This is a genomic window from Streptomyces ureilyticus, from assembly GCF_011045025.1.
In the GTDB taxonomy this organism is placed as follows: domain Bacteria; phylum Actinomycetota; class Actinomycetes; order Streptomycetales; family Streptomycetaceae; genus Streptomyces; species Streptomyces ureilyticus.
Genome location: NZ_JAAKZX010000034.1, coordinates 25,134 through 46,394 on the forward strand (window position 1 = coordinate 25,134; position 21,261 = coordinate 46,394).

The 21,261-nt window shown below is 71.5% G+C and carries 22 protein-coding genes and 1 pseudogene; 11 read left to right on the forward strand and 12 right to left on the reverse strand.

Features of this window, described 5'->3' with window-relative positions; genetic code table 11:
- Window positions 1–64: 64 nt before the first annotated feature.
- A complete protein-coding gene (locus G6048_RS13670; protein WP_165339790.1) occupies window positions 65–817 on the forward strand; it encodes a sulfite exporter TauE/SafE family protein in 753 nt (250 codons plus the stop codon).
- 54 nt (window positions 818–871) lie between these two features.
- Here the strand turns inward: G6048_RS13670 and G6048_RS13675 are convergent, their stop codons facing one another.
- Window positions 872–1,153, reverse strand: coding sequence for a metal-sensitive transcriptional regulator (locus G6048_RS13675; protein ID WP_165339791.1), 282 nt, complete (start codon window positions 1,151–1,153; stop codon window positions 872–874).
- Window positions 1,154–1,246: 93 nt separating this feature from the next.
- On the opposite strand from G6048_RS13675, the gene G6048_RS13680 reads away from it, so the two are divergent.
- Both G6048_RS13680 and G6048_RS13685 read left to right on the forward strand, forming a co-directional pair.
- Window positions 1,247–1,813, forward strand: a complete 567-nt coding sequence (locus G6048_RS13680) for a rhodanese-like domain-containing protein (protein ID WP_165339792.1) — start codon at window positions 1,247–1,249, stop codon at window positions 1,811–1,813.
- Between the two features lie 93 nt (window positions 1,814–1,906).
- Entirely contained in the window at window positions 1,907–2,938 is a 1,032-nt protein-coding gene (locus G6048_RS13685) for an iron-containing redox enzyme family protein (RefSeq protein ID WP_235989717.1), read from the forward strand.
- A gap of 84 nt (window positions 2,939–3,022) precedes the next feature.
- Here the strand turns inward: G6048_RS13685 and G6048_RS13690 are convergent, their stop codons facing one another.
- The 6 genes from G6048_RS13690 to G6048_RS51350 all read right to left on the reverse strand — a co-directional run bounded on the left by G6048_RS13690 (window position 3,023) and on the right by G6048_RS51350 (window position 8,162).
- The gene (locus G6048_RS13690; protein WP_165339793.1) at window positions 3,023–3,238 is read right to left on the reverse strand and encodes a CDGSH iron-sulfur domain-containing protein; all 216 of its coding nucleotides are present in this window, start codon (window positions 3,236–3,238) and stop codon (window positions 3,023–3,025) included.
- Entirely contained in the window at window positions 3,213–3,872 is a 660-nt protein-coding gene (locus G6048_RS13695; protein ID WP_165339794.1) for a HemK2/MTQ2 family protein methyltransferase, read from the reverse strand. Before G6048_RS13695 ends, G6048_RS13690 begins: the two co-directional genes overlap by 26 nt.
- A gap of 36 nt (window positions 3,873–3,908) precedes the next feature.
- Window positions 3,909–4,580: a dienelactone hydrolase family protein gene (locus G6048_RS13700; protein WP_165339795.1), complete on the reverse strand. Its 672-nt coding sequence runs from the start codon at window positions 4,578–4,580 to the stop codon at window positions 3,909–3,911.
- 44 nt (window positions 4,581–4,624) lie between these two features.
- On the reverse strand, window positions 4,625–5,764 hold the full coding sequence (locus G6048_RS13705; RefSeq protein ID WP_165339796.1) for a baeRF2 domain-containing protein: 1,140 nt from the start codon (window positions 5,762–5,764) through the stop codon (window positions 4,625–4,627).
- A 267-nt stretch (window positions 5,765–6,031) separates the two neighbouring features.
- Window positions 6,032–6,805, reverse strand: coding sequence for a zinc ribbon domain-containing protein (locus tag G6048_RS13710; protein WP_328825890.1), 774 nt, complete (start codon window positions 6,803–6,805; stop codon window positions 6,032–6,034).
- A 49-nt stretch (window positions 6,806–6,854) separates the two neighbouring features.
- Window positions 6,855–8,162, reverse strand: coding sequence for a hypothetical protein (locus G6048_RS51350; RefSeq protein WP_328825877.1), 1,308 nt, complete (start codon window positions 8,160–8,162; stop codon window positions 6,855–6,857).
- Window positions 8,163–8,290: 128 nt separating this feature from the next.
- On the opposite strand from G6048_RS51350, the pseudogene G6048_RS52215 reads away from it, so the two are divergent.
- Window positions 8,291–8,522: pseudogene (locus tag G6048_RS52215) on the forward strand (hypothetical protein); the annotation flags it as partial.
- Between the two features lie 337 nt (window positions 8,523–8,859).
- On the opposite strand, the gene G6048_RS13720 reads toward G6048_RS52215, so the two are convergent.
- Complete coding sequence (locus G6048_RS13720) at window positions 8,860–9,489, reverse strand: NADPH-dependent F420 reductase (protein ID WP_165339799.1); 630 nt, start codon at window positions 9,487–9,489, stop codon at window positions 8,860–8,862.
- 293 nt (window positions 9,490–9,782) lie between these two features.
- On the opposite strand from G6048_RS13720, the gene G6048_RS13725 reads away from it, so the two are divergent.
- Entirely contained in the window at window positions 9,783–10,475 is a 693-nt protein-coding gene (locus G6048_RS13725; RefSeq protein ID WP_165339800.1) for a DUF4142 domain-containing protein, read from the forward strand.
- Between the two features lie 102 nt (window positions 10,476–10,577).
- Complete coding sequence (locus tag G6048_RS13730) at window positions 10,578–11,330, forward strand: YqjF family protein (protein ID WP_165339801.1); 753 nt, start codon at window positions 10,578–10,580, stop codon at window positions 11,328–11,330.
- 3 nt (window positions 11,331–11,333) lie between these two features.
- On the opposite strand, the gene G6048_RS13735 is transcribed toward G6048_RS13730, so the two are convergent.
- Window positions 11,334–12,335, reverse strand: coding sequence for an alpha/beta fold hydrolase (locus G6048_RS13735; RefSeq protein WP_165339802.1), 1,002 nt, complete (start codon window positions 12,333–12,335; stop codon window positions 11,334–11,336).
- 396 nt (window positions 12,336–12,731) lie between these two features.
- On the opposite strand from G6048_RS13735, the gene G6048_RS13740 reads away from it, so the two are divergent.
- The 3 genes from G6048_RS13740 (at window position 12,732) to G6048_RS13750 (ending at window position 16,313) form a co-directional block, all read left to right on the forward strand.
- Window positions 12,732–14,153: a S1 family peptidase gene (locus G6048_RS13740; protein WP_165339803.1), complete on the forward strand. Its 1,422-nt coding sequence runs from the start codon at window positions 12,732–12,734 to the stop codon at window positions 14,151–14,153.
- A 35-nt stretch (window positions 14,154–14,188) separates the two neighbouring features.
- Window positions 14,189–15,376 carry a damage-control phosphatase ARMT1 family protein gene (locus G6048_RS13745; protein WP_165339804.1) on the forward strand — a complete coding sequence of 396 codons (1,188 nt, stop codon included), beginning with the start codon at window positions 14,189–14,191 and terminating at the stop codon, window positions 15,374–15,376.
- Between the two features lie 127 nt (window positions 15,377–15,503).
- Window positions 15,504–16,313 carry an ankyrin repeat domain-containing protein gene (locus tag G6048_RS13750; protein ID WP_165339805.1) on the forward strand — a complete coding sequence of 270 codons (810 nt, stop codon included), beginning with the start codon at window positions 15,504–15,506 and terminating at the stop codon, window positions 16,311–16,313.
- A gap of 12 nt (window positions 16,314–16,325) precedes the next feature.
- Here the strand turns inward: G6048_RS13750 and G6048_RS13755 are convergent, their stop codons facing one another.
- Window positions 16,326–17,501 (reverse strand): helix-turn-helix domain-containing protein, encoded by a 1,176-nt coding sequence (locus G6048_RS13755; RefSeq protein WP_165339806.1) that lies wholly within the window; start codon window positions 17,499–17,501, stop codon window positions 16,326–16,328.
- Between the two features lie 155 nt (window positions 17,502–17,656).
- On the opposite strand from G6048_RS13755, the gene G6048_RS51360 reads away from it, so the two are divergent.
- Window positions 17,657–18,811: a helix-turn-helix domain-containing protein gene (locus tag G6048_RS51360; protein ID WP_165339807.1), complete on the forward strand. Its 1,155-nt coding sequence runs from the start codon at window positions 17,657–17,659 to the stop codon at window positions 18,809–18,811.
- 70 nt (window positions 18,812–18,881) lie between these two features.
- Entirely contained in the window at window positions 18,882–19,763 is an 882-nt protein-coding gene (locus G6048_RS13765) for a poly(ethylene terephthalate) hydrolase family protein (protein WP_165339808.1), read from the forward strand.
- 4 nt (window positions 19,764–19,767) lie between these two features.
- Here G6048_RS13765 and G6048_RS13770 read toward each other — a convergent pair whose 3' ends face one another.
- Together G6048_RS13770 and G6048_RS13775 are read right to left on the reverse strand one after the other, a co-directional pair.
- Window positions 19,768–20,805, reverse strand: a complete 1,038-nt coding sequence (locus G6048_RS13770) for an endonuclease/exonuclease/phosphatase family protein (RefSeq protein WP_165339809.1) — start codon at window positions 20,803–20,805, stop codon at window positions 19,768–19,770.
- A gap of 200 nt (window positions 20,806–21,005) precedes the next feature.
- Complete coding sequence (locus tag G6048_RS13775) at window positions 21,006–21,197, reverse strand: antitoxin (RefSeq protein ID WP_165339810.1); 192 nt, start codon at window positions 21,195–21,197, stop codon at window positions 21,006–21,008.
- Window positions 21,198–21,261: the final 64 nt, after the last annotated feature.

Genomic DNA, 21,261 nt, shown 5'->3' on the forward strand with positions numbered 1-21,261 from the left:
AGGTGATCGATGCATGGGCGGGCGCAGGTCTGCCCGTCACCGGCTCCGGCGGCGGTGTCACGGCGTGAGCACACTCATCGTGGCGCTGGTCGCCGGAGGGGCGGTCGGTCTGGCGCTCGGTGCGCTCGGCGGGGGTGGCAGCATCCTGGCCGTACCCGCGTTGATCTACCTGCTCGGCTTCTCACCGGCTGCCGCCACAACCGCCGGGCTCCTCATCGTCACCGCCACCTCCGCCACCGCCCTGTACGCGCATGCCCGGGCCGGCCATGTCCGGTGGAGGGCGGGCGCGTTGTTCGCGGCGGCCGGGCTGCTGCCGGCCGCCGCGGCGGGGGCAACGGCGGCACGTCTGCCGCAGCCGCTGCTGACCGCCGCGTTCGCCGGCATCGCAGCCGTCGCGAGCTTGCGGATGCTGCGGCCGTCCGGCGGCACGGTCGTACAGGACGTGGCAGGCGTACGGGCCGGCAGGGCGGTCGGAGTTGGCGCGGGTCTGGGTGCGCTGACCGGGCTGCTCGGGGTCGGCGGGGGCTTCCTCGCGGTGCCGGCGCTCGTCACCGTGCTGGCCTTCGAGATGCAGGCCGCCGTCGGTACCAGCCTGCTGGTCATCACGACCAACTCCCTGGCCTCCCTGAGCCTGCGCGGCGCCTCCGCCTCGGCGCTGGACTGGGCGGTGGTCGCGCCATTCACCGCGGGGGCGGTGCTGGGTGCCTGGGACGGCAAGCGCCTGGCGGGGAAGGTGTCCGGTCCGTTGTTGCAGCGCGCCTTCGCGGTGGTGCTGCTGGCAGTGGCCGCGTTCATGCTCGCGGACGCCGTGGCATGAACGGACGTCGCTGTTTCGGTCGGCGCCCTGACCGGTACGTACCCGGCCCGGGGATCAGGCGAGCGAGAGGAAGAGCTTCTCCAGACGCGCCCGCATCTGCTCGCGGTCACCGTCGGCGGCCAGGTCCGAGGCGGCCAGGCAGTGCTGCAGACCGGTGGCGATGATCGCGAAGCCCGCCTTGTCCAGGGCCCGGGAAACCGCCGCGAGTTGGGTGATCACCTCCTCGCAGTCCCGGCCCTCCTCGATCATCCTGACCACACCGGCGATCTGGCCCTGCGCCCTGCGCAGTCGGTTGACCACCGTCTTCAGTTCATCGGCCGCCATCGCCAGTTCCACAGCCAGTCCTTCGCACTTCGACACACAAAATTCACATACCCCTACGGGTATCCTACCCGCAGGCCGACCCCTCGAAAGAAGAGGTACCTCCACGTGACCGCGACCACCGTCCTCGCCCCCGAACAGGCCCACGCCCGCCTGCACGAGCTGACCGTCATCGACGTCCGCACCCCCGGCGAGTACGCCTCCGGGCATCTGCCCGGCGCCCACAACATCCCCCTCGACCACCTCGACGAGGCGCTGTCCGCCCTCAGGAGCGTCGCCGATCGCGGTGACCTCCTCGTCGTGTGCGCCTCCGGCGCCCGCTCCAGCCGGGCCTGCGAACGGCTCGCCGAGCACGGCATCACCGCCGCCACCCTCACCGGCGGCACCAGCGCCTGGACCCAGCTCGGCCACGACATCCACCGGCCCGCGGGCGCCCGCGCCGTCTGGGCCATGGAGCGTCAGGTCCGCCTGGCCGCCGGTTCACTCGTCCTGGCCGGGCTGGCGGCCGGACGGCAGTGGCCGCGCGCCCGCCTCCTGTCCGCGGGCATCGCGGGCGGCCTGGTCTTCTCCGCAGTCACGGACACCTGCGGTATGGCGCGCGTCCTCGCCAAACTCCCCCACAACCGCCCGCGCGCGACCGACCTCGACGCGACGCTCGCCGCGCTCACCGAGTGAGGCGTCCCTGAGGCGGACCCCTGTCGGTTACGCACCGCGGCGGCGGGTACCCGCACGGCTCGAGTAGTACGCCGCCCCCCTCCGAGGTGACTCATGGACTCCGGCGTCGCGACGCCCGTCATGGCGCGCGGGAGTGGGCCCGTCGTCCCCGAGCCGCGCGGGCCGCTGTCCTCCGCCGTGCTGTCAGCACTCCTGCGGCAGCCACCGGGCGGCCCGCAGTCTCTGCACGAGGTCCCGCATTCAGATCCGTACGGCGAAGACCTCCAACTCGCGCTCTACGCCTGCTACGAACTGCACTACCGCGGTTTCTCGGGCGTCGACGCGGGCTGGGAGTGGGATCCGGAGCTGCTGCGGCTGCGGGCCGCCATGGAGTGCGTCTTCCATGAGGCGCTGCGTGCGGACGTGGTCGGCGGCGGCAGCCCCGACGACCTCGATCGCGAGTTGGACGACCTCCTCGCGGAGCCCCGGGAACCGCGCGGTGTCTCCCAGTACCTGAAGCGGGACGGCAGCTGGGAGCAGCTGCGCGAATACTTCGCCCATCGCTCCGTCTACCAGCTGAAGGAAGCCGATCCGCAGGCCTGGGTCATCCCGCGCCTGGAGGGCCCCGCCAAGGCGGCCCTCGTCGCGGTCGAGTACGACGAGTTCGGCGGCGGCCGGGCCGAACGCGTGCACGCCCGGCTGTTCGCGGACCTGATGGCCGAGGCCGGCCTCGATGCGACGTACGGCCGCTACGTGGACGCCGTCCCGGCCGTCACGCTCGCCACGGTGAACCTGATGTCGTACCTGGGCCTGCACCGCTCCCAACGTGCCGCGCTGGTCGGCCACTTCGCGGCGGCGGAGATCACCACCGCGCCCACCGCGCGCCGCATGGTCGACGCGATCGACCGCCTGGGCGCGGGCCCGGCCTGCCGGTTCTTCTACAGCGAGCACGTCGAGGCCGACGCCGTGCACGAACAGGTCCTGCGCCGCGATGTCATCGGCGGCCTGCTCGACGCCGAGCCCGGTCTCCTCGGGGACGTGGTCTTCGGTATCCAGGCGACCGGGCTGCTCGACCAGCACATGGAGCGGCACTTGCTGGACTGCTGGCGCGAGGGCAGGACATCGCTGCGGGGGCGTGGGCTGTGACGGCCCGTTTTCGAAGGCGGCCTTGTCGAAGGCGGTCCTGTCGAAGGCATCCAGTCGATGGCCGCCATGCCCAAGACGATGGCGTCACGGGCGGCGGCGTCGGTGGCTCGTGTCGCACCACGGGTACGTGCCGCTGCGCCGGCAGGCGCACAGCGCCACCACGAAACGGTCGGAGACGAGGCGGCGGCCGTCGTCGAGTTCGACCTCGACCGGGCCCTCGATGAGGATGGGGCCGTCCGGTACGACGACAACGCGTCGCGGGCCTCGCGGACCCTCAGAGTCGGCGTGATTGATCGGCACGGATCACCACCAGCTCCTCCGTGTCCTGTCCAGGGTCGATCAGCCCGTGGGCGCGGAGTTCGGCCGCGCGGGAGCGCAGCACGGGGCCGAACGGGACCGTGGCGCGGTCGACCACTGCGGCCTTGAGCCCGTCGTCACGCAGGCGGGCGAGCGTCTCGTCCGTGCCGCACAGAGCCGAGTGCACCATCAGCAGCATTCCGCCCGGCGCGAGGCATGGCGGGGCGGCGGCGCAGATGCGGTCCACCAGTGCCCTGCCGTCGGGCCCGGCGTCCCAGGCCAGGGCCGCCCCGCGCGATGCCGGGCTCCCGGGCGCGGGCACGTACGGCGGGTTGGCCAGGATCACGTCGAACGACTCTCCCGTGACGGGCCGCGTCAGATCGCCCCTGACCACACGCACCGGAGCCCGCCGGACCGTCGCGTTGAACCGGGCCGCCAGCACCGCCCACGGCGAGAGGTCCACCGCCGTCACCCGCCCCGCGCCCGCCTGTGCCGCGGCCAGGGCCAGCGCGCCGGTACCGGTGCCGATGTCCAGCACGCGGGCACCGGGTCGCATCGCAGCCGGCCGCAGGGCCCTGGCCAGCAGCCAGGTGTCGCCCTGCGGCGCGTAGACGCCGGGAGGTCGCAGCAGAAACACGGGGCACGGGTACCTCAGCCCGGCCCCCGGAAACCGTCACCGCTGCTCGCCGGCCTCCCCCGCGGTCCGTACTCGCTCGACGCACCACTCCTTGGCGGTTCGCGCGACCTGTTCCAGCGCGCCCGGTTCCTCGAAGAGATGGGTGGCGCCCGGCACCACATGCAGGGAGTGCGGAGCCCGCAGCCGCCCGGCCGCCTCCTCGTTGAGGCCGAGCACCTGGCGGTCCCGGCCGCCGACGATGAGCAGCACAGGTGCCCGTACGCGTTCCAGGGCGTCGCTCGCCAGATCGGGCCGTCCGCCTCGCGACACGACGGTCAGTACGCGCCCCGGCCGCTCGGCTGCCGCCACCAGGGCTGCCGCCGCGCCCGTACTGGCGCCGAACAGGGCGATCGGAAGCCCTCTCGCCTCGGGCTGTCCGTCCAGCCAGTCGATCGCTGCCACCAGGCGTCGCCCCAGCAGCGGGATGTCGAAGCGGTACTCGGCCGTCAGGGCGTCCTGAACGTCCTCGCGTTCGCTGAGCAGATCCATGAGCAGGGTGCCGAGTCCGGCCGTACGCAGTTCGGCGGCCACCATCCGGTTGCGCGGGCTGTGCCGTGAGCTGCCGCTGCCGTGCGCGAACAGCACCACCGCCCTGGCCTGCGCGGGAAGTACGAAGTCACCGGCCAGCGTCACCTCGTCGGCCGGTACCGCAACCAACTGGGAGATCATCGGGACCATCTTCTTCCTGTACTCCGCGACGCTTACTCCGCCCCCTACTCCACGGCCATGTCCCCCGGCTCGCGATAACGCAGCAGCACGCCCACCCCGTCGGTCAGCGGGACCCGGTCCGGGTCCAGCACGATCAGCTCGGCTCCGGTGCGGGCGGCGGCGTGCAGCAAGGCGGCGTCGGCCGGCTGGTCACGTACGGACTTCACCCCGAACGTCTCCAACTCCTCGGCCGACAAGGCGACTTGGTGCGGTTCCGCGCCCAGCCACAGCCGCTCCGGGAGCCGTGGGGAGCGGGTGAGCAGGAGGGCCCGGGCCCGGCCGCGTTGCAGGGCGGTGACGGCGGCGGGGACGCCCTCGGACTTCTGGCGGTGCCTGGCGCGCTGGGCGAGGAAGGTGTCCAGCTGGAGGCGGTCCGGTCCGCTCAGCCGGCCGTCCAGCGTGCGGGCCACTTCCCTCTCCATCAGGGGTCGGCCCGGGGTGGTGGTGTCGGCCGCTGTGCCGGGGGAGCTCTCGACAACAGTCGCGCGGTTCTGGAGGTGGATGGGCATGCGGTTGACCAGGACGCCCGAGAGCCAGGGGTCGCCCTCGTCCCGGCGAAGCACGACGACCTCGGCCCCGTGCCGCGCGGCGAGTTCGTCCACTTCCTCGGCGATACGGGACGCCGTGCGCGGCCACTCCTCGACCGGCACCACGCGGTCGAGCCGTGGTCCCGGCGCGACCCTGCTGACCGGCCACCGCCCGCTTTCGGCGACGACGGAGACGTACTCGCTCGTCTCGTCCTTCTCGTCCTTCTCGTCTGAGACGCCTCGGGTGAGGGCGACGGCCACGTACGGGATGTCCGGTGCGCGCTGCATCGCCAGCGGCAGGGTGTCGGGCAGGTCGTCGAAGCGGGCCGTGTCGCGTACGGGCGGGTCGGGCAGGTCCGCCACCAGGACGAGGCGACCGTGCGCGGCGAACAGGGCCTGCCCGTACCGGCCGGGCAGGTCACGGCCGGTGCCCACTGCCGCGTCCAGAACGGAGACGGTGGCCGCGTCCGTCCCCTGGTCGCGCAGCGAGTCCCGCAGATGGCGCCAGCGCAGATCGATCGCCTTGTCGGGTTCGTCGATGTCCCGGGAGGTGTCGAGGTGGACGCTCGCCCACGGTCCGGGGCGGGAGAAGAGCGGGTCCAGGAACGAGAGCTTCACGGTGGCTCCCTGAGCGGTGGTGCGGTTCGGCGGCACCTGGGACGGCGGGCGCGGAACCGGGTCACGTACGCGTCCTTGCGTGTACCCGCTCGGGCTCGGCGCCATGCGCGGGCGGCTGCTGGGTACTCGACGGGCCCGTACCCCGTACGTACGGCACGGGCCCGTACCCCGTACGTAGGACATGGCCGGCGATCCGGCAGCCGATTCCAGGAGGAGGATTCATGGGCGTGCAGAGCCTCTCTGGAACACTGTGTGTGCCTGAGGGTTTCAGGCTTTTCGGGCGCGGCGTGGCCGTCTGCGCTTGCCGTCGTGAGGTCCGAACCTCGGGGTGAGGGGGTGGACCTCGGTGGCGTGCGCGTGGTGGAAGCCGGTCCCCCCGGCGGCGCTGCTGCGCCGCCGACAGGTTCCGCGGGAGAGCCGCGCCCTCCACGCCGGATCAGGCTCCGGGCGGGGTGCGGCGGGGACTCCATGACCTGGCACCCGCCCCGGGAAGGGGGCCGCCGCCTGGGTGTCATGCCCCGCCGGACGCTGGACCACCCCGGTAGGGGTGGTGGCGGGGACCGTACGCACCTCGGGCGTACGGCGGGAAGTCTTCGTCCGGCGGGCCGGGGAGGGTCGGGCCGGTGTGGGGCGGGATTTGCCCGAGGTGGCCTTCGGCCCGGCCGGCCGGGGTGGTGCGGCTGCCTGGCGGCGGGCGCGGCGCAGTCGGCGGGTGACCTTCTTCGGGCGGCGCACCACAGCGACGGTGCCGTCGACGGTGGTGCGGATGGTGCGGGTGCCGGTGGCGCGCTCGGTCGTGGTGTGAGATTGGGCGAGCAGGCCGCGGGAGACGATCCGGCGGGCGGCCGCGTGATCCCGGTTCAGCGACAGGCCGCAGCCGGGGCAGTACGCCCAGGCCCAGCCGCGCTGATCGAGCCGGTCGGGCGCCGGGTGGTGGCCCAGCGGACCGAGGCAGCCGGGGCAGCCGGGGCAGCCGGCGGAGGTGCCCCGGGCCGGGACGGTGACCACCGCGATGCCCGCCTTGGCGGCTAGGTGCCTCATCGCCTCGGCGACGGTGCCGCGGACCTGCCCGGACAACCGCGCGTTGCCATTACGTTTGCCGCGGGCCTCCAGGGTGGCCAGGTCCTCCAGGTAGATGACGGTGGCGCCGAGCGCGACCGTCTGGTCGACGGCCCAGCGGGCCGCCGACCAGGCCAGCGCCTGGTTCAGACGGCGGATGCGGGCACACCCGCGCATGCTCGACCTGCAGCACCGCGGCCTTGTCCAGCAGGTCGGCCCAGGCCAGGTGCGGGGCACCGAGGCCGTCCGCGAGCGCGCGGTAGTGCTCGCGTCGGGTGGCGAGGTGTTCGCGGTGGCCGCGCAGCCGGTGCAGCTTCGCGCTGATCGCGGTGGCGTCGAAGATCAGGGGGCGGCCGTCGGTGACCACCCGCGCCTGACCGGCCTGTCCGGTCAGGCGGCCGACCGTGCCGGTGAGCAGGGTGTTCACCCCCCAGTCGAAGCCCACCGCCACGGTGTGCCCGGTGGGCGGGGCTGCGGCCATGGGCTGGGAGTGCGGCAGGTCGACGGCGATCCGGCCGCCGGGGGTGGGGCGCAGGGTCGGGGTGTGCAGCACCGCGTCCGGGCCGACGGTGGCGGGCAGGCGCAGGTCGATCACGTGCCAGGCCCACTCCCGCCCCGAGCCGGGGGCCACGCACAGCGGAAGTTTCACCCGCAGCCGGACCAGCCCCGCATCCACCCGCTCCAGGGTGACCTGCTGGCGGTCCATCGCAGCAAGCAGCACCTGCCCGGCGATCTCGGGGGGTTCCTCCAGCTCGCACAACCCGGCGGGCAGTTTCCCGTGCTCGGCCAGGTGGGTGCGTACCTGCCGGGTGCGGTTACGGATCTCCGCCCTGCTGACGCCGGCGGGCAGCAGGGCCCGTAGCGCCTCCCACTCCGCCCCGGTGCGGCGACGGGGGTCGTCGGGCCAGGTGACCAAGATGGCCGCCACCAGGGTGCGCCGGTGCAGGGCCAGGTGCAGGGTGCGCGCCGCGTACTCCTGTGCCGCCCGGCGCACCCGGTCCGAGACGTACACCCCTTCGGCGGGCGTGGCAGCCGCCGCCCAGTCCAGGCGGCGCATGGCCATCCATCCCTTGGACGGCAACGGCTCGCCCTGCCCGTCGACACCGGCGGCCAGCGCATCCAGCGAGTCCTCGTCCCACCGGGACGCCACCAGCGCCCGGGTCAGCTCGCGGCTCAATTCGGCGAGAAAACCCACCCGTTCATACAGCACGGCCTGGCCGAACCGCTCGCCGCTGCCCTCGACCACGCCACCGAAGCCGGTACACGTCGCCGTTGCCATCAACCGGCCCACGCCCGCCACCCCCTGCCGCACCGCCTCGAACAGCCCCGGACCGGGCACATCCCCGCATCCGATCGGCCTAACGATCGACCACCGCACAAAGACACGGCAGCCGGGCAACTCCGCGCGATTCGTACAGGAAAACGCAGCAAAACCGCCAACAGTTGAAGATCCTGCTCGATCCCGTCATCAGCAGGGCACCTGCGCCGCGGATCGACCCGGCCGCGCTGGAGGCCGCGTTGCGCGAGCGGGTCGACGGCGAGGTGCGGTTCGACGCGGGCAGCCGGGCCGCGTACACGACGGACGCCTCGAACTTCCGGCAGACGCCGATCGGTGTCGTCGTGCCGCGTACGCCCGAGGCGGGAGCCGAAGCGGTGGCGGCGGCCCGGGAAACACGGTGCTCCGGTGCTGTCGCGGGGCTGCGGGTGGGCAGCGAGTCGACGCTGGCCACCATGCTGCGCCGAGCTGGAACTCGTGCCGGTGGCAAAGGAGCAGACGCTGGTCGTGCCCGAATTCCCGAGTATCGACAAGGCTGCCGACGCCGCGCCGGAGATCCTGCCTCACCTCACCGGCCGATGGCGCTGGAGGGCGTCGATTCACGGCTGATCCGCAACGAGCAGCTCAAGCACCTCAACCCGAAGGCCATCGCCCAACTGCCCGCAGGGCGTGCCTTCTTGAGGGTGCAGTTCGGCGGGGAGTCGACGAGTCCGACGCGCGGGCGCAGGGGAAGGGAACCCCCACACCAGCCGCACCGCCCTCAGACGGCGGCGTGCACCAAGGCGTCCAGCTCCGCTGCGGAGAGTCCGGCGGCGAAGGCCGTGGCACCGGGCTGGTGCCGGCGACCGCCGCGGCCCAGGTAGCCGGCGTCAACCGGGTCGAAGCCGAGATCGCGGATCAGGCCCGCCACCACCGCCTTGGCCTCCTCGTCGTCCCCGGACAGAGGGATGGCCAGACGTGCGGGGTCACCCTTGGGACGGCCACGGTCGCGCAGGTTCTCCCAGTGGATGGCATTGAAGGCCTTGACGAGATCGGCACCGGTAAGAGCCCGTAGCTTCTCGCTGGATGTCGTCCGGTCCTCGTCCAGCTCGGGGTCGCGGCCGTCCCGCTCAGGGAAGTAGTTGCAGGCGTCGACGACCACCTTGTCGCGCAGGTCCGCGACGGGCAGCTCGTTGATCCGCCCGAAGGGGATCGCGACGACAACCAGTTGCCCGTACTGCGCGGCCTCCTGAGCCGTGACGGCCGTGATCGGACCGCTGATCTGCGAGACCAGGTCCTTCAGGGTCTCAGGGCTGCGCGAGTTGGCGATGGCGACCTCATGACCGATGCCGGCCAGCTTCCTGGCGAGTGTGGAGCCGACGCGACCGGCTCCTATGATCCCGATGCGCATGGTGTTTCCCCTGCCGGTCGGTGGTGTCTGCGGGCAGGCGCTGGAACCTCCCGCGATCTGCAGACGGAGTTTCCGGATAAGCGCCGCCGAAACGACCGCCGACAAGCGACGGGCGACAGCGACGGACGACAGCGACGGACGGTCATACGAGGCTCATGCCGCCGTCCCTGCCCCCCCCCGCACCCATTTGCGCCACCCAAAGTGACGCATCCATCACCTTGCGTGTGAATGGTCAGCACCAGCCCCTTGCGGGCGCACCGCACCCCTCACGCCCGAGACGAAACGGATGCACCATGCACGTGAAGCGCTGGGCTCCCGCGGTCCTCACCCTCCTCGCCCTGTCCGGGGTCTCCGCCGCGCCCGCCATCGCCGACGAGCGGCCCGGGCTGTCCTGGCCCGACCACGAATTCCTGCGGGCGGCACATCAGGGCCACCTCGCCGAGATCGCCGCCGGCCAGGACGCCCGGCAGGGCGCCACCACCGACTGCGTGAAGGAGACGGCCGCAACCCTGGTGGCCGACCACAACCGACTGGGCCGGCGCGACTGGGCCCTGGCCGGCAGGCTGGGCGTCCCCCTGCCCGGCATGCCTACGGACGCCCAGCGGCAGGAACTCGCCGCGGTCAAGGCGGGCGTCGGCAGCGCCGAGTACGACGAGGCCTGGCTCAGCTCCCGGCGGGCCGCACACCAGAGGGCCCTGGAACTCATCGACCGGCAGCTCGACTGGGGCTCGAACCCCGAGGTCAAGGCCGCGGCGAGGGCCGCCCGGCCGGTGGTGGCCGGGCATCTGCGGATGCTGCGGGCGGCAGACACCTGCCGTACGGAGCCGAGTCCCGCGGCCGTACAGGCGGAGGCCGGCGGTCAGGGGACCACCCGCGACGACCGGGAGGCCATTCTGGGTGTCGCCGCGCTGGGCAGCGGTGGCGTGCTCTTGATCATCGGCTGGCGCATGGCGGTCGCGCACCGGCGTTCCACGGATGAGCGCTGAGACGATCGCCGAGAGGGGAGTGCCACTGATGGGGAGTGCCTCTGATACGGACAGGCCCGCATCGCCGCCCGCCGCCGCCGGCCCCTCTGCCATCCTGGCCCGGTGCAGAAGCCGAGCCCTGTCAGCCCCGACGCCCCCACCCCGATACGCACTCCCCTCCTCACCCAGCAATGGCTCGACCTCGCCTTCGTGCACTGGGCCGTCGAACCGGCCGTCGTGGCCGGGCTGTTGCCGAGGGGAACCGTTCCCGACACGCATGACGGGGTGACGTACGTCGGGCTCGTCGCCTTCCGGATGCACCGGGTCGGCTGGCTGCGGCTGCCCGGGGTGCCGTATCTGGGGACCTTCCCGGAGACCAATGTGCGCCTGTACTCGGTGGACGCGCACGGGCGCCGAGGTGTCGTCTTCCGCTCGATGGACGCCTCGCGGCTGATCCCGGTGGTGATGGGCCGCCTCGGCTTCCGGCTGCCGTACCTGTGGTCCCGGATGACCGTCCGCTCCGCCGGCGACATCGTGACGTACACCAGTTCCCGCCGCTGGCCCGGCCCGCGCGGCGCATACAGCCGGATCACCGTACGGGCCGGTGAACGCATCGAGGAACCCACCGAGTTGGAGCACTTTCTCACCGCCCGCTGGGGCATGCACAACGCCTTCTTCGGCTCGGCGTCCTACCTCCCGAACGACCACCCGCGCTGGCCGCTGCACCGCGCCGAGCTGCTCACCTGCGAGGAGAACCTGATCACCGCGGCCGGACTGCCGGCCCCTGGTGACGCCCCGGCAAGCGTCCTGTACTCCCCCGGCGTCCCGGTTCTCCTCGGACGTCCGTCCCGCCCGGCGGGCATCCCGACTCCGTAATGATCACCGAACGGCGAGGCGGAGCGAACCCAGCCATGCAACCAGGAGTCGGCCCACCTCCTCGGGGCGTTCCTGCTGCACCCAGTGGCCGCAGTCCTCGAGGATGTGGGAGGAGACCAGGCCGGGGAGGGTCGTCGGGAAGGCCTTGACCGCGTCGGCCAGCCAGGCGAGGGAGGCGTCTTTTTCGCCGGCCATGAAGAGGGACGGCTGGGTGATGGGGGCTCCGTCCCACTCGGCGAGGTCCTCCCAGTCCCGGTCGACGTTGCGGTAGCGGTTGAGCGCTCCGGTGAGTCCGGTGCGTTCGAACTCGCCCGCGTAGTAGTCGAGTTCCGCGTCGGTGAGCCAGGAGGGCCGGTCCTTCACGAATCGGTCGGAGAGCTGTCCGCCTTCGGGGACGAAGAAGACGCTGCCGTCTCCTGACGGGGGCATCGTGTCGGCCGACAGCGTGGCGTAGAAGCCCGCCAGCCAGCCCCGTACGTCCGGCTCGATCTCCGCCTCCGCCCGGCCGGGCTCCTGGAAGTAGCCGACGTAGAACTCCTCGTCCCCGCCGATCATGGCGAAGGCGTCGGTCGGCCGGATCGCGTTCCGTGGTGCGTACGGGACGCCGAGCAGTCCCACGGCGGTGAAGACGTCCGGCCGGAGCAGGGCGGAGTGGGCCGCGATGGTCGCGCCCCAGTCGTGGCCCACGATCACGGCGGTCTCCTCGCCGAGGGCGCGTACGACCGCGACGTTGTCCTCGACGTGTGCCGTCATCCGGTACGCCGCCACGTCGTGCGGCTTGGAGGAGCGCCCGTACCCGCGTACGTCGACGGCTACGGCACGGTAGCCCGCCGCCGCGAGCGCGGGGAGTTGGTGACGCCAGGAGTACCAGGACTCGGGGAAGCCATGCACCAGGAGAACCAGCGGGCCCCTCCCCTGCTCGACGAGATGGATACGGCCACCGGGGACGTCCACCAGCCGATGCTGCGCGCCTGCGGGTGTGTACGGGTCGGTGACCTTCGGCATACGTCCTCCTCGGGGTAGGGGATCAACCACTGATCTCGATCATTGTGGGCACGACTGCGAAGGCGCGACCAAAATTGCCGCTTCGGCAACAACACCGTCTGTCGACCGCCCCTCTGAGCAGCATGGGTGAACTCCGGTGCGGTATCGCGCCCCGCAAGGGGCGCGGGGCGGTGTCAATTTACGGCTCCGCCGCGTGGGCACAACAAGCCACGACGCACCCCAGCCTTATCACCGCCCTCCCAGCGGAGCGCCAACGTCGAGATCCGGCCAGCTCAGAAGAGTGGGCGGGTCCGGTGAACCGGACGGTATGCCGGCACGTACTGATGGAGGGCGTCCACCCTGCGTGGGTGCCCGCGCGGATGACGCTGTGTCAGGACAGGCGTACGGGAGCCATGGATGAGGCATGCACGACGGAACGTTCAGCGGTTCGCGCGGTTCGCCGCCATCGGCGGGCTGGTCTGCGGAGGGCTGATGGTCTCGCAGGCCATGGCGAGCGAGACGTCGGCCGAGCCGGACCGGCCGGGCGCCGTGAGCCAGGCCGCCGACATGGGCCGGGGACTCGTCTCCGAGCTGGGCACCGAGCGTACGGCGGGTACCTGGATCGGTGCCGACGGGCGCCCGATGGTCGCGGTGACCGACGAGGAGGCGGCGGCCGACGTACGCAGGGCGGGCGCCGGGGCCAAGATGGTGGAGCACAGCATGAGCGAACTGCGGTCCGCCACCGCCACGTTGAAAAACTCGCCCCGGGTGTCCGGCACCTCGTGGTCGATGGACTACGCCAACAACCAGGTGGTCGTCCGCGCGGACCGCACCGTCTCCGCCGACGAGTGGTCACGGCTGACCAAGGTCGCCGAGAGCATCGGGAAGTCCGTACGGATGGAACGCATCGACGGCACGTACACCACCCGCCTGAACGGCGCCGAGCCGCTCTTCGCCGGTGCGGGCCGCTGCTCGGCGGGCTTCAACGTGACCAACGGCCGGGCCGACTTCATTCTGACGGCGGGCCACTGCGGGCCCGAGGGCACCACCTGGTTCTCGGACACACAGGGCACCCAGCAGGTCGGGACGACCACCGACGTGGAGTTCCCCGGCACTGGTGACTACTCCCTCATCCGGTACGACACCGGCACCGTGCTCGAGGGCCCCGATGTGGTGGCCGTCGGCGACGGCCAGGGCGTGCGGATCACCGGTGCGGCCGACCCGGCTGTCGGGCAGAAGGTCTTCCGCAGCGGGAGCACCACGGGGCTCCAGTCCGGCGAGGTGACCGGCCTGGACGCGACGGTGAACTACCCGCAGGGCACGGTCACCGGGCTGATCGAGACAACGGTGTGTGCCGAACCGGGCGACAGCGGCGGCCCGATGTTCGCCGACGGCACGGCGCTGGGCATCACCTCGGGCGGCAACGGGGACTGCGACAACGGCGGCACGACGTTCTTCCAGCCGGTCACCAAGGCGCTGGACACCCTCGGTGTACAACTGGCCGCCGATCCCGATGCGGCGGGCGGCCGGCAAGCCTCACCGTCGGCCCGTGACGACAACGCGGGCGCGGGCAACGACGCCGACAACGGGGCGGGCGCGGCCGTGCCGCCCGGCGGGGCCTCGACCGCACCCGGAGGCGTGGGGTCGGTGGAAACGGTGCCCGAGGGCGGGACGGACGACGACGCGTCGTCGCTGGTCGCGCGGATCGGGGAATACCGGAATCTCGGGCCGGGGCTGCTGGTCATCGCCGGAAGCCTGATCGCGCTGGTGGCGATCCAGATCCGTATGGAGCGGGGGCGCAGGCAGTACCGCAACGAGTACTCGCAGAGCTGGGGCTGACATGAGCGCCGTACGGTGAAGGGTTTACTGGAGGGATGACACTTTCCGGCCCACCAGTGCCTGATGACCACGACCGCGCTCCTGTCATTGTCAGCACCGTCGGCTCCTTCGCGCGGAGTGTGCTGGACGAGCGGCATCCGGCCCTCATCGAGCGGGTACGGCAGTCCACGCCGTACCCGCCCAAGCAGCAGCGCGCGCTGGACGCCCTGTTGGCGGAGATCACCGAGGGCGTGATCGAGCCCCTGGACCACGGCGAACCGGGTGCCGAGGTGTGGCGGGACGAGCCCTACCACGGGCAGCGCTGGCCGGACGTCCCCTTCCTGTGGGCGGAGAGCTTCTTCTACCGCAAACTCCTGGCCGCCCTGCGCTACTTCACGCCCGGCCCGTGGCAGGGTGTCGACCCCTTCGCCCCGTTCAAGAACGCCGAACTCGCGAGCTCCAAGGTCGACGACGAACTCTCCGCGCTCGACCGCCTCCCCCAACTCCCCGCGGAGGAACAGGACCGCACGGTCCTGCACTCCTCCCTGTGGGGCAACCGTGCGGATCTCGGCTTCCAACTCTCCGCGGGCGCCGAGGGCTTGGGCGATCGCGTACCCGGCCTTGTGGTGGACGACTCGGCCGCGCTGTGGCAGCTCCTGGCGGTGGCTCGGCCCGGCAAGGTGTGCCTGGTGGCGGACAACGCCGGACCCGAGCTGCTCCCCGACCTCGTACTCGCCGACCACCTGCTGACCACGCGCCGCGCGGCCACGGTGGTGCTGCACCTCAAGCCGTACCCGTACTACGTCTCCGACGCCACCACCGCCGACGCCCTCGCCTGCCTGGACCGGCTGTCCGCCGCCTCCGGTCACGCGGCGGACGTCGGCAAACGGCTGCGGCAGGCGATTATGAGCGGCCGCCTGATCCTGCGTACCCATCCGTTCTCCTGCGCACCACTCCCTTACGCGGACATGCCGGGCGACCTCCGCGACGACTTCGCGTCCGCCACGCTCACGATCATGAAGGGCGACCTCAACTACCGCCGCCTGGTGGGCGACCGGCACTGGCGCGCCACGGTCCCCTTCGCCGAGGTCACCGCGTACTTCCCGGCCCCGGTGGCGGCGCTGCGCACCCTCAAGTCGGACGTCGCCACGGGCCTGCCGCCCCGTACGCTGGAGCAACTGGACGCGACCGGGGAAGCCTGGCGTACGAGCGGGACGCACGCTCTGGTCCAGGTCGGCGTCTGACCGTTCGCCTCGACAGCCCGGAACCCGGCGGCAGTTCGTGCTCGCCCGCGAGTTGGCGTCGTGGGCGTTCGATTTCTGGCAGGCTCAGGGGCGTGTGTGACAGGTGGCGATGGGCTGGAGGCGTGTGATGGAAACGCTCGACTCGCAGGATCCTCTGGCCGTCGAGGTGACCGAGGCGATCCGTGCAGGTGACGTGGCCGCGCTGCGGCAGTGCCTTGCCGAGCATCCCGGGCTTGCCACCGCGCGGATCGTCGAGCGCGGCGCTGGTGCCGGGATCCGGACCCTGCTGCATATCGCCGCGGACTGGCCCGGTCACTTTCCGCACGGTCCCGCGGTGGTCGCCACCCTCGTGGCGGCGGGTGCGGATCCCAACTCCCGTTTCAAGGGCGCCCATTCGGAGACCCCGCTGCACTGGGCGGCGAGCTGCAACGACGTCCCCGTGCTCGACGCGCTCGTCCAGGCGGGCGCCGATATCGAGGCGCCAGGTGCCGTGATCGGCGGCGGCACACCGCTCGCCGACGCGCGCGGTTTCGGCCAGTGGCGGGCCGCGCGCCGACTCGTCGAACTCGGGGCGCGTACGACGATTGAGGACGCCGCGACGCTTGGTCTGCTGGACCGGGTGAAGGTCTTCGTCGAAGGCCCCGGAGACGAGGGCACCGAAGGCGACGGCACCGGAGCCGAAGGCCCCGGACCGGCCGACGACAAGCCGGCGGATCCGGAACCGGTCGACCGCGACGCCCTCACCCGCTCCTTCTGGGGCGCCTGCCACGGCGGCCAACTGGCCACCGCGGAGTACTTGTTGGCCCACGGCGCCGACCTCGACTGGATCGGCTACGACGACCAGACGCCGCTCGACATCGCCCGCGCCGCGGACGCCGACGCGGTCGTGCGCTGGCTGCGCGAGCAGGGGGCGAAGTCGCGCGCCCAACTGCCGTGAGCGCAGGCGCGCTCAGCGCGCTTCCAGCGACAGCAGCCAGGTCAGTACGAGCATGGTCTCCAGGTGGCGTTCGGGATCGGGGCAAGTGCCGTCCGTCAGTTGGCTGATCTGGCGGAGGCGGTAGCGGACGGTCTGCTCGTGGACGTGGAGGCGTTCGGCGGTGAGTACCGCGTTGTCTCCGCAACGGAGGTAGACCAGCAGGGTTTCGAGGAGGGGTTCCCGGCGGCGGGGAGGGAGTTCGAGGAGCGGACCGAGCAGGGTGGTCGCGGCGGCTTCGAGGAGGTCGCCGGACTGGAAGGCGGTCAGGACGGCCAGGTGGTCGACGCAGCGCAGCGGCGCCTCCGCGGCCAGCACCCCTCGGTCGACCAGGTCCAGTGCACGCCGCGCCCAGTGCAGCGACACCGCGCCCTGGTCGACGGGGACGACGGGCCCGAGGACGGCGCCCTTGGCCTTGGGTAGCCAACCTCGCCCGGAGATACGGGGGTTGGGCACGATGAGGTACGGCGCGGCGGGGTTGCGGTCGGCGAGGACCTCGGGTGGCAAAACGTGGGTCTGCGGGTGGTCGCCCGGTGGCAGGGCGAGCACGGCGAGGGTGGGCGGCAGCCGCCATCCGGCCGCGGCGGCCAGTTCGGCGAGCGGCCGCGGTGCCTGTCCCGGCTCGGCGATCAGCGCGTCGCGGAGCCGGTCCCGCTGTACGTCGACCGGGGTCTGGCCGCATACGTCGTCGAACCCGCGTGAGGCCGCCGCGATCGCCATGCTCATCAACTCGAAGGCGTCCTCCGTGAGTTTCGTCAGGACGGGCTCCGGCCACTTCTCGCGGTACGCGTCCTCGATGAGCCGGCGGCACGCCACCCGCCCTGCGAGGTCGAGCGCGTCTCTCAGTACGTCGAGGGGGCGGCCGAGGCGGCCGTGCTGGGCGCCGATGGCCTCATACAGGGCGATGAGCTCGACGACGGCGGCGGGGCTGGGCCGGGTCACGTCGTGGAGTGAGACGAAACAGCTCACGGTCTGGTCGATGACCTGCCGTACCGAAAAGCCGCCCGTGCCCTCCGCGATGTCCATGTAGTCCGGCAGCCCGGAACGTACGGCCTCCTCCATCTCGTCGACGACGGCCCGGACCTGCCGCAGCAGCATCCGGCGCAACCCGATGGGGAGCGGTTCGGCGTCCTGTGCGTTCGCGAGGGTCAAGGTGCCTCCCGTGGATACCCGTGGGGCTGGACAATCATGCGGGACTCCTGTGACGTACGCCAGATTTCGCGCGCGAGCGCACGGCGAAGGTGTCATCCGCCTTACACTCCGGACCACGACGACTCACCTCCTCGTGCTACCAAGGGAGTTGCCACGTGCCAGCTGCCGAGCCGTTCTTATCCAGGCACCCGTGGCATGAGCTGCCGCCGGCCCTCGCCCCGCGTCTGCGCGACCGGCTTCCGGAGCTCACCACGGAGATGGTGCAGGCGATCCGCCGGGAGGTACGCGGCTACCGGCAGCCGATCGGCTCCGCCGTCGCGCGTGATCTCGCCGAGGCGGTGCGTCTGGCGGCCACCCAGTTCACCGAGCTGGTCGAGGAGCCGGACGCACCGCAACAGCACTATGTGCCGCGCTTCAGAAGGCTGGGCAGGCTGGAGTACCTGAGCGGGCGCGGCATGGACGGGCTGCAGGCCGCGTACCGTATCGGCGCCCGGGTGGCCTGCCGTCGCTATGTGGACGTGGCGCGGGACGCGGCGCTGCCGGGAGAGCTCGCCGTTCCGCTGAGCGAGGCGGTGCTCACGCACATCCATGTGATGGCCGGGGAGTCGGTGGCGGGCTTCGAGGAGGCGCGGGCCGGTGCCGCCGACGACGTGCTGCGCAGCCGTCGGCTGCTCGTGGCACGGCTGCTGCAGCGCCGCCGCGATCCGCTCGCGGAACCGCTGCCGGACCTGGCCCGCAGAGCCGCCTGGCCGCTTCCGGAGCGGGTCCGCTGCGTGCTGCTGCCCACCTCCGTGAAGGTGCCCGGCCTCGACGCCGATGTCCTGCGGGTGACCAGGGACGACGAGCTGCACTTGGTGGTGCCCGACGAGCGGCTGCTGACGGTCTTTCAGGGCACTGAAGCGGCGGTGGGCCCGGCCGTCCCCTTGGACGAGGCCTGGGTCTCGCTGCACTGCGCCCGCCTCGCCCGGCGCCTTGGGCGGACCAGCGCCCAGGACCACCTCGCGGAGCTGCACCTGTTGCACGGCTCCCCGATCGGAAGTCTCCTGGCCGACCAGGTACTTGAGCCCTTACGGGGCCTACCGCCGGGCAAGGCTGAACGCCTCACGGACACGCTGGACGCGCTGCTCGCCTCCACCGGGCGTACGGCCCCGGAAGTCGCCACCGCGCTGGGCATCCATCCGCAGACGGCCCGCAACCGGCTGCGTCAGCTGACCGCCCTGTACGGCGAGCGGCTCGACGACCCGGCGTTCCGCTTCGACGCGCAGCTCGCGCTGCGCAGCAGGTCGGCGCAGCGCTCCTCGCCGCACTGACAAACTTCCGTACAAAATTCAGCAGTTGAACGAGAAGCGGTACTGACTTTCTGTCAGCATGCTCAGCCGCATGAGACATGCGAGCACCCGCACCGCGAAACGACTCGGACTGCTTTCCGGCGCCGCCGCCCTGGCGGTGACCGGTGCGAGCCTCCTCCCTCAGCAGGCTCAGGCAGGCCCCGGGGACTTCCAACGCGGTCCGGACCCCACCGAGCAGTCCATCACCGCCGAGCGCGGCCCCTTCGCCACGGCCCAGACCACGGTCGACGGCCCGACCTTCAAAAAGGGGACCGCCTACTACCCCACCGACACCAGCCAGGGCACCTTCGGAGCCGTGGCGATCAGCCCGGGGTTCGTGTCGCCGGAGGCCGTCGTCAGCTGGTACGGCCCGCGCCTGGCGTCCCAGGGCTTCGTCGTACTGACCCTGGAGACCAACTCCGGCACCGACCAGCCCGACGACCGGGCAACCCAGCTGGTCAACGCGCTGGACTTCCTGGTCCAGAGCAGCTCCGTGAAGGACCGTATCGACCCCAACCGCCTTGCGGTGATGGGTCATTCGATGGGCGGGGGCGGCTCGCTCAAGGCCTCGGAGCTGCGGCCTTCACTCAAGGCCGCCATTCCGCTCATGCCGTGGAACAACGACAAGACCTGGCAGGGCGACCGGGTACCCACGATGATCATGGGTGCCCAGAACGACGCCATCGCGTCACCGGCCTCGCACGCGAAGCCGTTCTATGACAGCCTCATCTCCGCACCGGAGAAGGCGTACCTGGAGTTGAGGGGCCAGGGCCACATGGTGGCGATCTCCCCCAACGTGACGATCGCGAAGTACAGCATCGCCTGGCTGAAGCGGTTCGTCGACGAGGACGTGCGCTACGAGCAGTTCCTGTGCCCGGCTCCGGCGCCGAACCAGCAGATCAGCGAGTACCGGAACACCTGCCCCACGGGGTAGGGAGCTACCCGGACCGGCTCTGATCTCGGGATTGCTCCTGATCTCGGGGCTGGTCCTGGTCTCCGGACTGAACCCGGTCTCCGGGCCGGTCCGGGAGCACGATCTCCGCCCAGAGGGAATCGTGGTCGGAGAAGTCGCTGTGCACGGTGTCACTCCACTTGACCGTGACGGACAGCGGGACGAAGAGATAGTCGATCTTCTTCACTCCGTAGGTCGCCTCACCGGCGCGGCAGGGCACCGTCCAGTTGTTCATGTAGTTCCCGCAGGGACTGCCCGCCTCCTTGAACTCCCCCGTCGCCCCGCCCTCGTAGTTCCGGTGGTAGAAGCTGTCGGTGGGCGGCTCCTCGGCGGTCGTGTTGACGTCGCCCATGAGGAACTTCCGGTAGCCGCGGTAGGTGGTGGCCAGGAGCCGCTTCGCCTCGGCGGCCTCCTTCTCCCGGGCTTCCTGAAGCAAGGGAGCGGAACCGCTCGACATATGGATCGAGCACACCGCCAGGAGCCGTTCCTGCGAGCGTATGCAGAGCATTTCGCGCTGTTCGCGGCCGACCGGTGAACCGAGGTCGTGTCCACCGCCGGTCGTCGGAGTGAAGCCGAGGTCGTCGCGGTAAAGGAGGGCGTTGCCGAATTCCGAGTCGTGCCAGCACGACGCCGGGGTGCCGGCCTCCGGCACCACCGGGTCGAACACCGTGGAATAGCCGGGCAGTTGGCTGTCGAGCCGCTCCGTCCAGTCGCGGCATCCCTCCTGGATGGTCACGACGGCCGGCCGGCGTTCTTTGACGGTGCGTACGAAGTCGTCGGGGGCCTCCTCGCCCGCCGTCCCGTACTTCGAGTTGCCGCCCGCCATGTTGAAGGTGCCGATCCGGTACGTCGTCGCGGACGGGCCCGCCTGTATGGGCGCCGGGCCCGGCGGTGCCGGATCCGGGTTCGCGCGTAGGGGCGCCGCGCTCGGGGACAGTCCGAAGAACAGGAGCACGAGAGAAGCCGCCGCCATGACGACCCGCCGACGGGACGAAGGCGGGGCGATTCGTGTCGACGCTGCCATGAACGCAGTGCCCCCCTCTTGCCTACCGCTGCCCCACAACCATGGCACAGCGCCATCCTGCGCTGGAACAACAGGAGTTCTGGTCAGGTGATCCACACGGCGGCCGAAACTCGCCGTTACCGCGGGTCTGCGGACATACGCGGCCCCCGTCACCCCGGAGGTATCGCTCCAGGGCCACAGGGGCCGGGGTCAGGCCGGGGTCACTGCTGCGGCGGGCGGTCCTGGCGCTCACTGCCGAACTGGTCCTTGAGCTTCTCCTGGGCGGTGTCGACCTGGCCGCTGTGCTTGCCCTGGGTCCGCTCGTCCACGAAGTCGCCGCCCTTGTGGACGCCCTTGGACGTCTGCTCCGGGTGGCCCTTCAGCATGCTCTTGATCTTGTCCATCATGGACATGAGACATCCTCCTGATCAGCTCACCCCCACCTATCCAGGGTCACGTCAGGTGGGGGGTTTCGCA

What these genes read in the sequence shown, in the direction of transcription:
- G6048_RS13745 (WP_165339804.1), top strand. Translation starts at nt 14,189, where the DNA reads ATGACACTTTCCGGCCCACCAGTGCCTGATGACCACGACCGCGCTCCT.
- G6048_RS13740 (WP_165339803.1), top strand. Translation starts at nt 12,732, where the DNA reads ATGAGGCATGCACGACGGAACGTTCAGCGGTTCGCGCGGTTCGCCGCC.
- G6048_RS13700 (WP_165339795.1), bottom strand. Translation starts at nt 4,580, where the DNA reads ATGATCTCCCAGTTGGTTGCGGTACCGGCCGACGAGGTGACGCTGGCC.
- G6048_RS13765 (WP_165339808.1), top strand. Translation starts at nt 18,882, where the DNA reads ATGAGACATGCGAGCACCCGCACCGCGAAACGACTCGGACTGCTTTCC.
- G6048_RS13750 (WP_165339805.1), top strand. Translation starts at nt 15,504, where the DNA reads ATGGAAACGCTCGACTCGCAGGATCCTCTGGCCGTCGAGGTGACCGAG.
- G6048_RS13710 (WP_328825890.1), bottom strand. Translation starts at nt 6,805, where the DNA reads ATGAGGCACCTAGCCGCCAAGGCGGGCATCGCGGTGGTCACCGTCCCG.
- G6048_RS13775 (WP_165339810.1), bottom strand. Translation starts at nt 21,197, where the DNA reads ATGTCCATGATGGACAAGATCAAGAGCATGCTGAAGGGCCACCCGGAG.
- G6048_RS13720 (WP_165339799.1), bottom strand. Translation starts at nt 9,489, where the DNA reads ATGCGCATCGGGATCATAGGAGCCGGTCGCGTCGGCTCCACACTCGCC.
- G6048_RS13725 (WP_165339800.1), top strand. Translation starts at nt 9,783, where the DNA reads ATGCACGTGAAGCGCTGGGCTCCCGCGGTCCTCACCCTCCTCGCCCTG.
- G6048_RS13685 (WP_235989717.1), top strand. Translation starts at nt 1,907, where the DNA reads ATGGACTCCGGCGTCGCGACGCCCGTCATGGCGCGCGGGAGTGGGCCC.
- G6048_RS13735 (WP_165339802.1), bottom strand. Translation starts at nt 12,335, where the DNA reads ATGCCGAAGGTCACCGACCCGTACACACCCGCAGGCGCGCAGCATCGG.
- G6048_RS13770 (WP_165339809.1), bottom strand. Translation starts at nt 20,805, where the DNA reads ATGGCAGCGTCGACACGAATCGCCCCGCCTTCGTCCCGTCGGCGGGTC.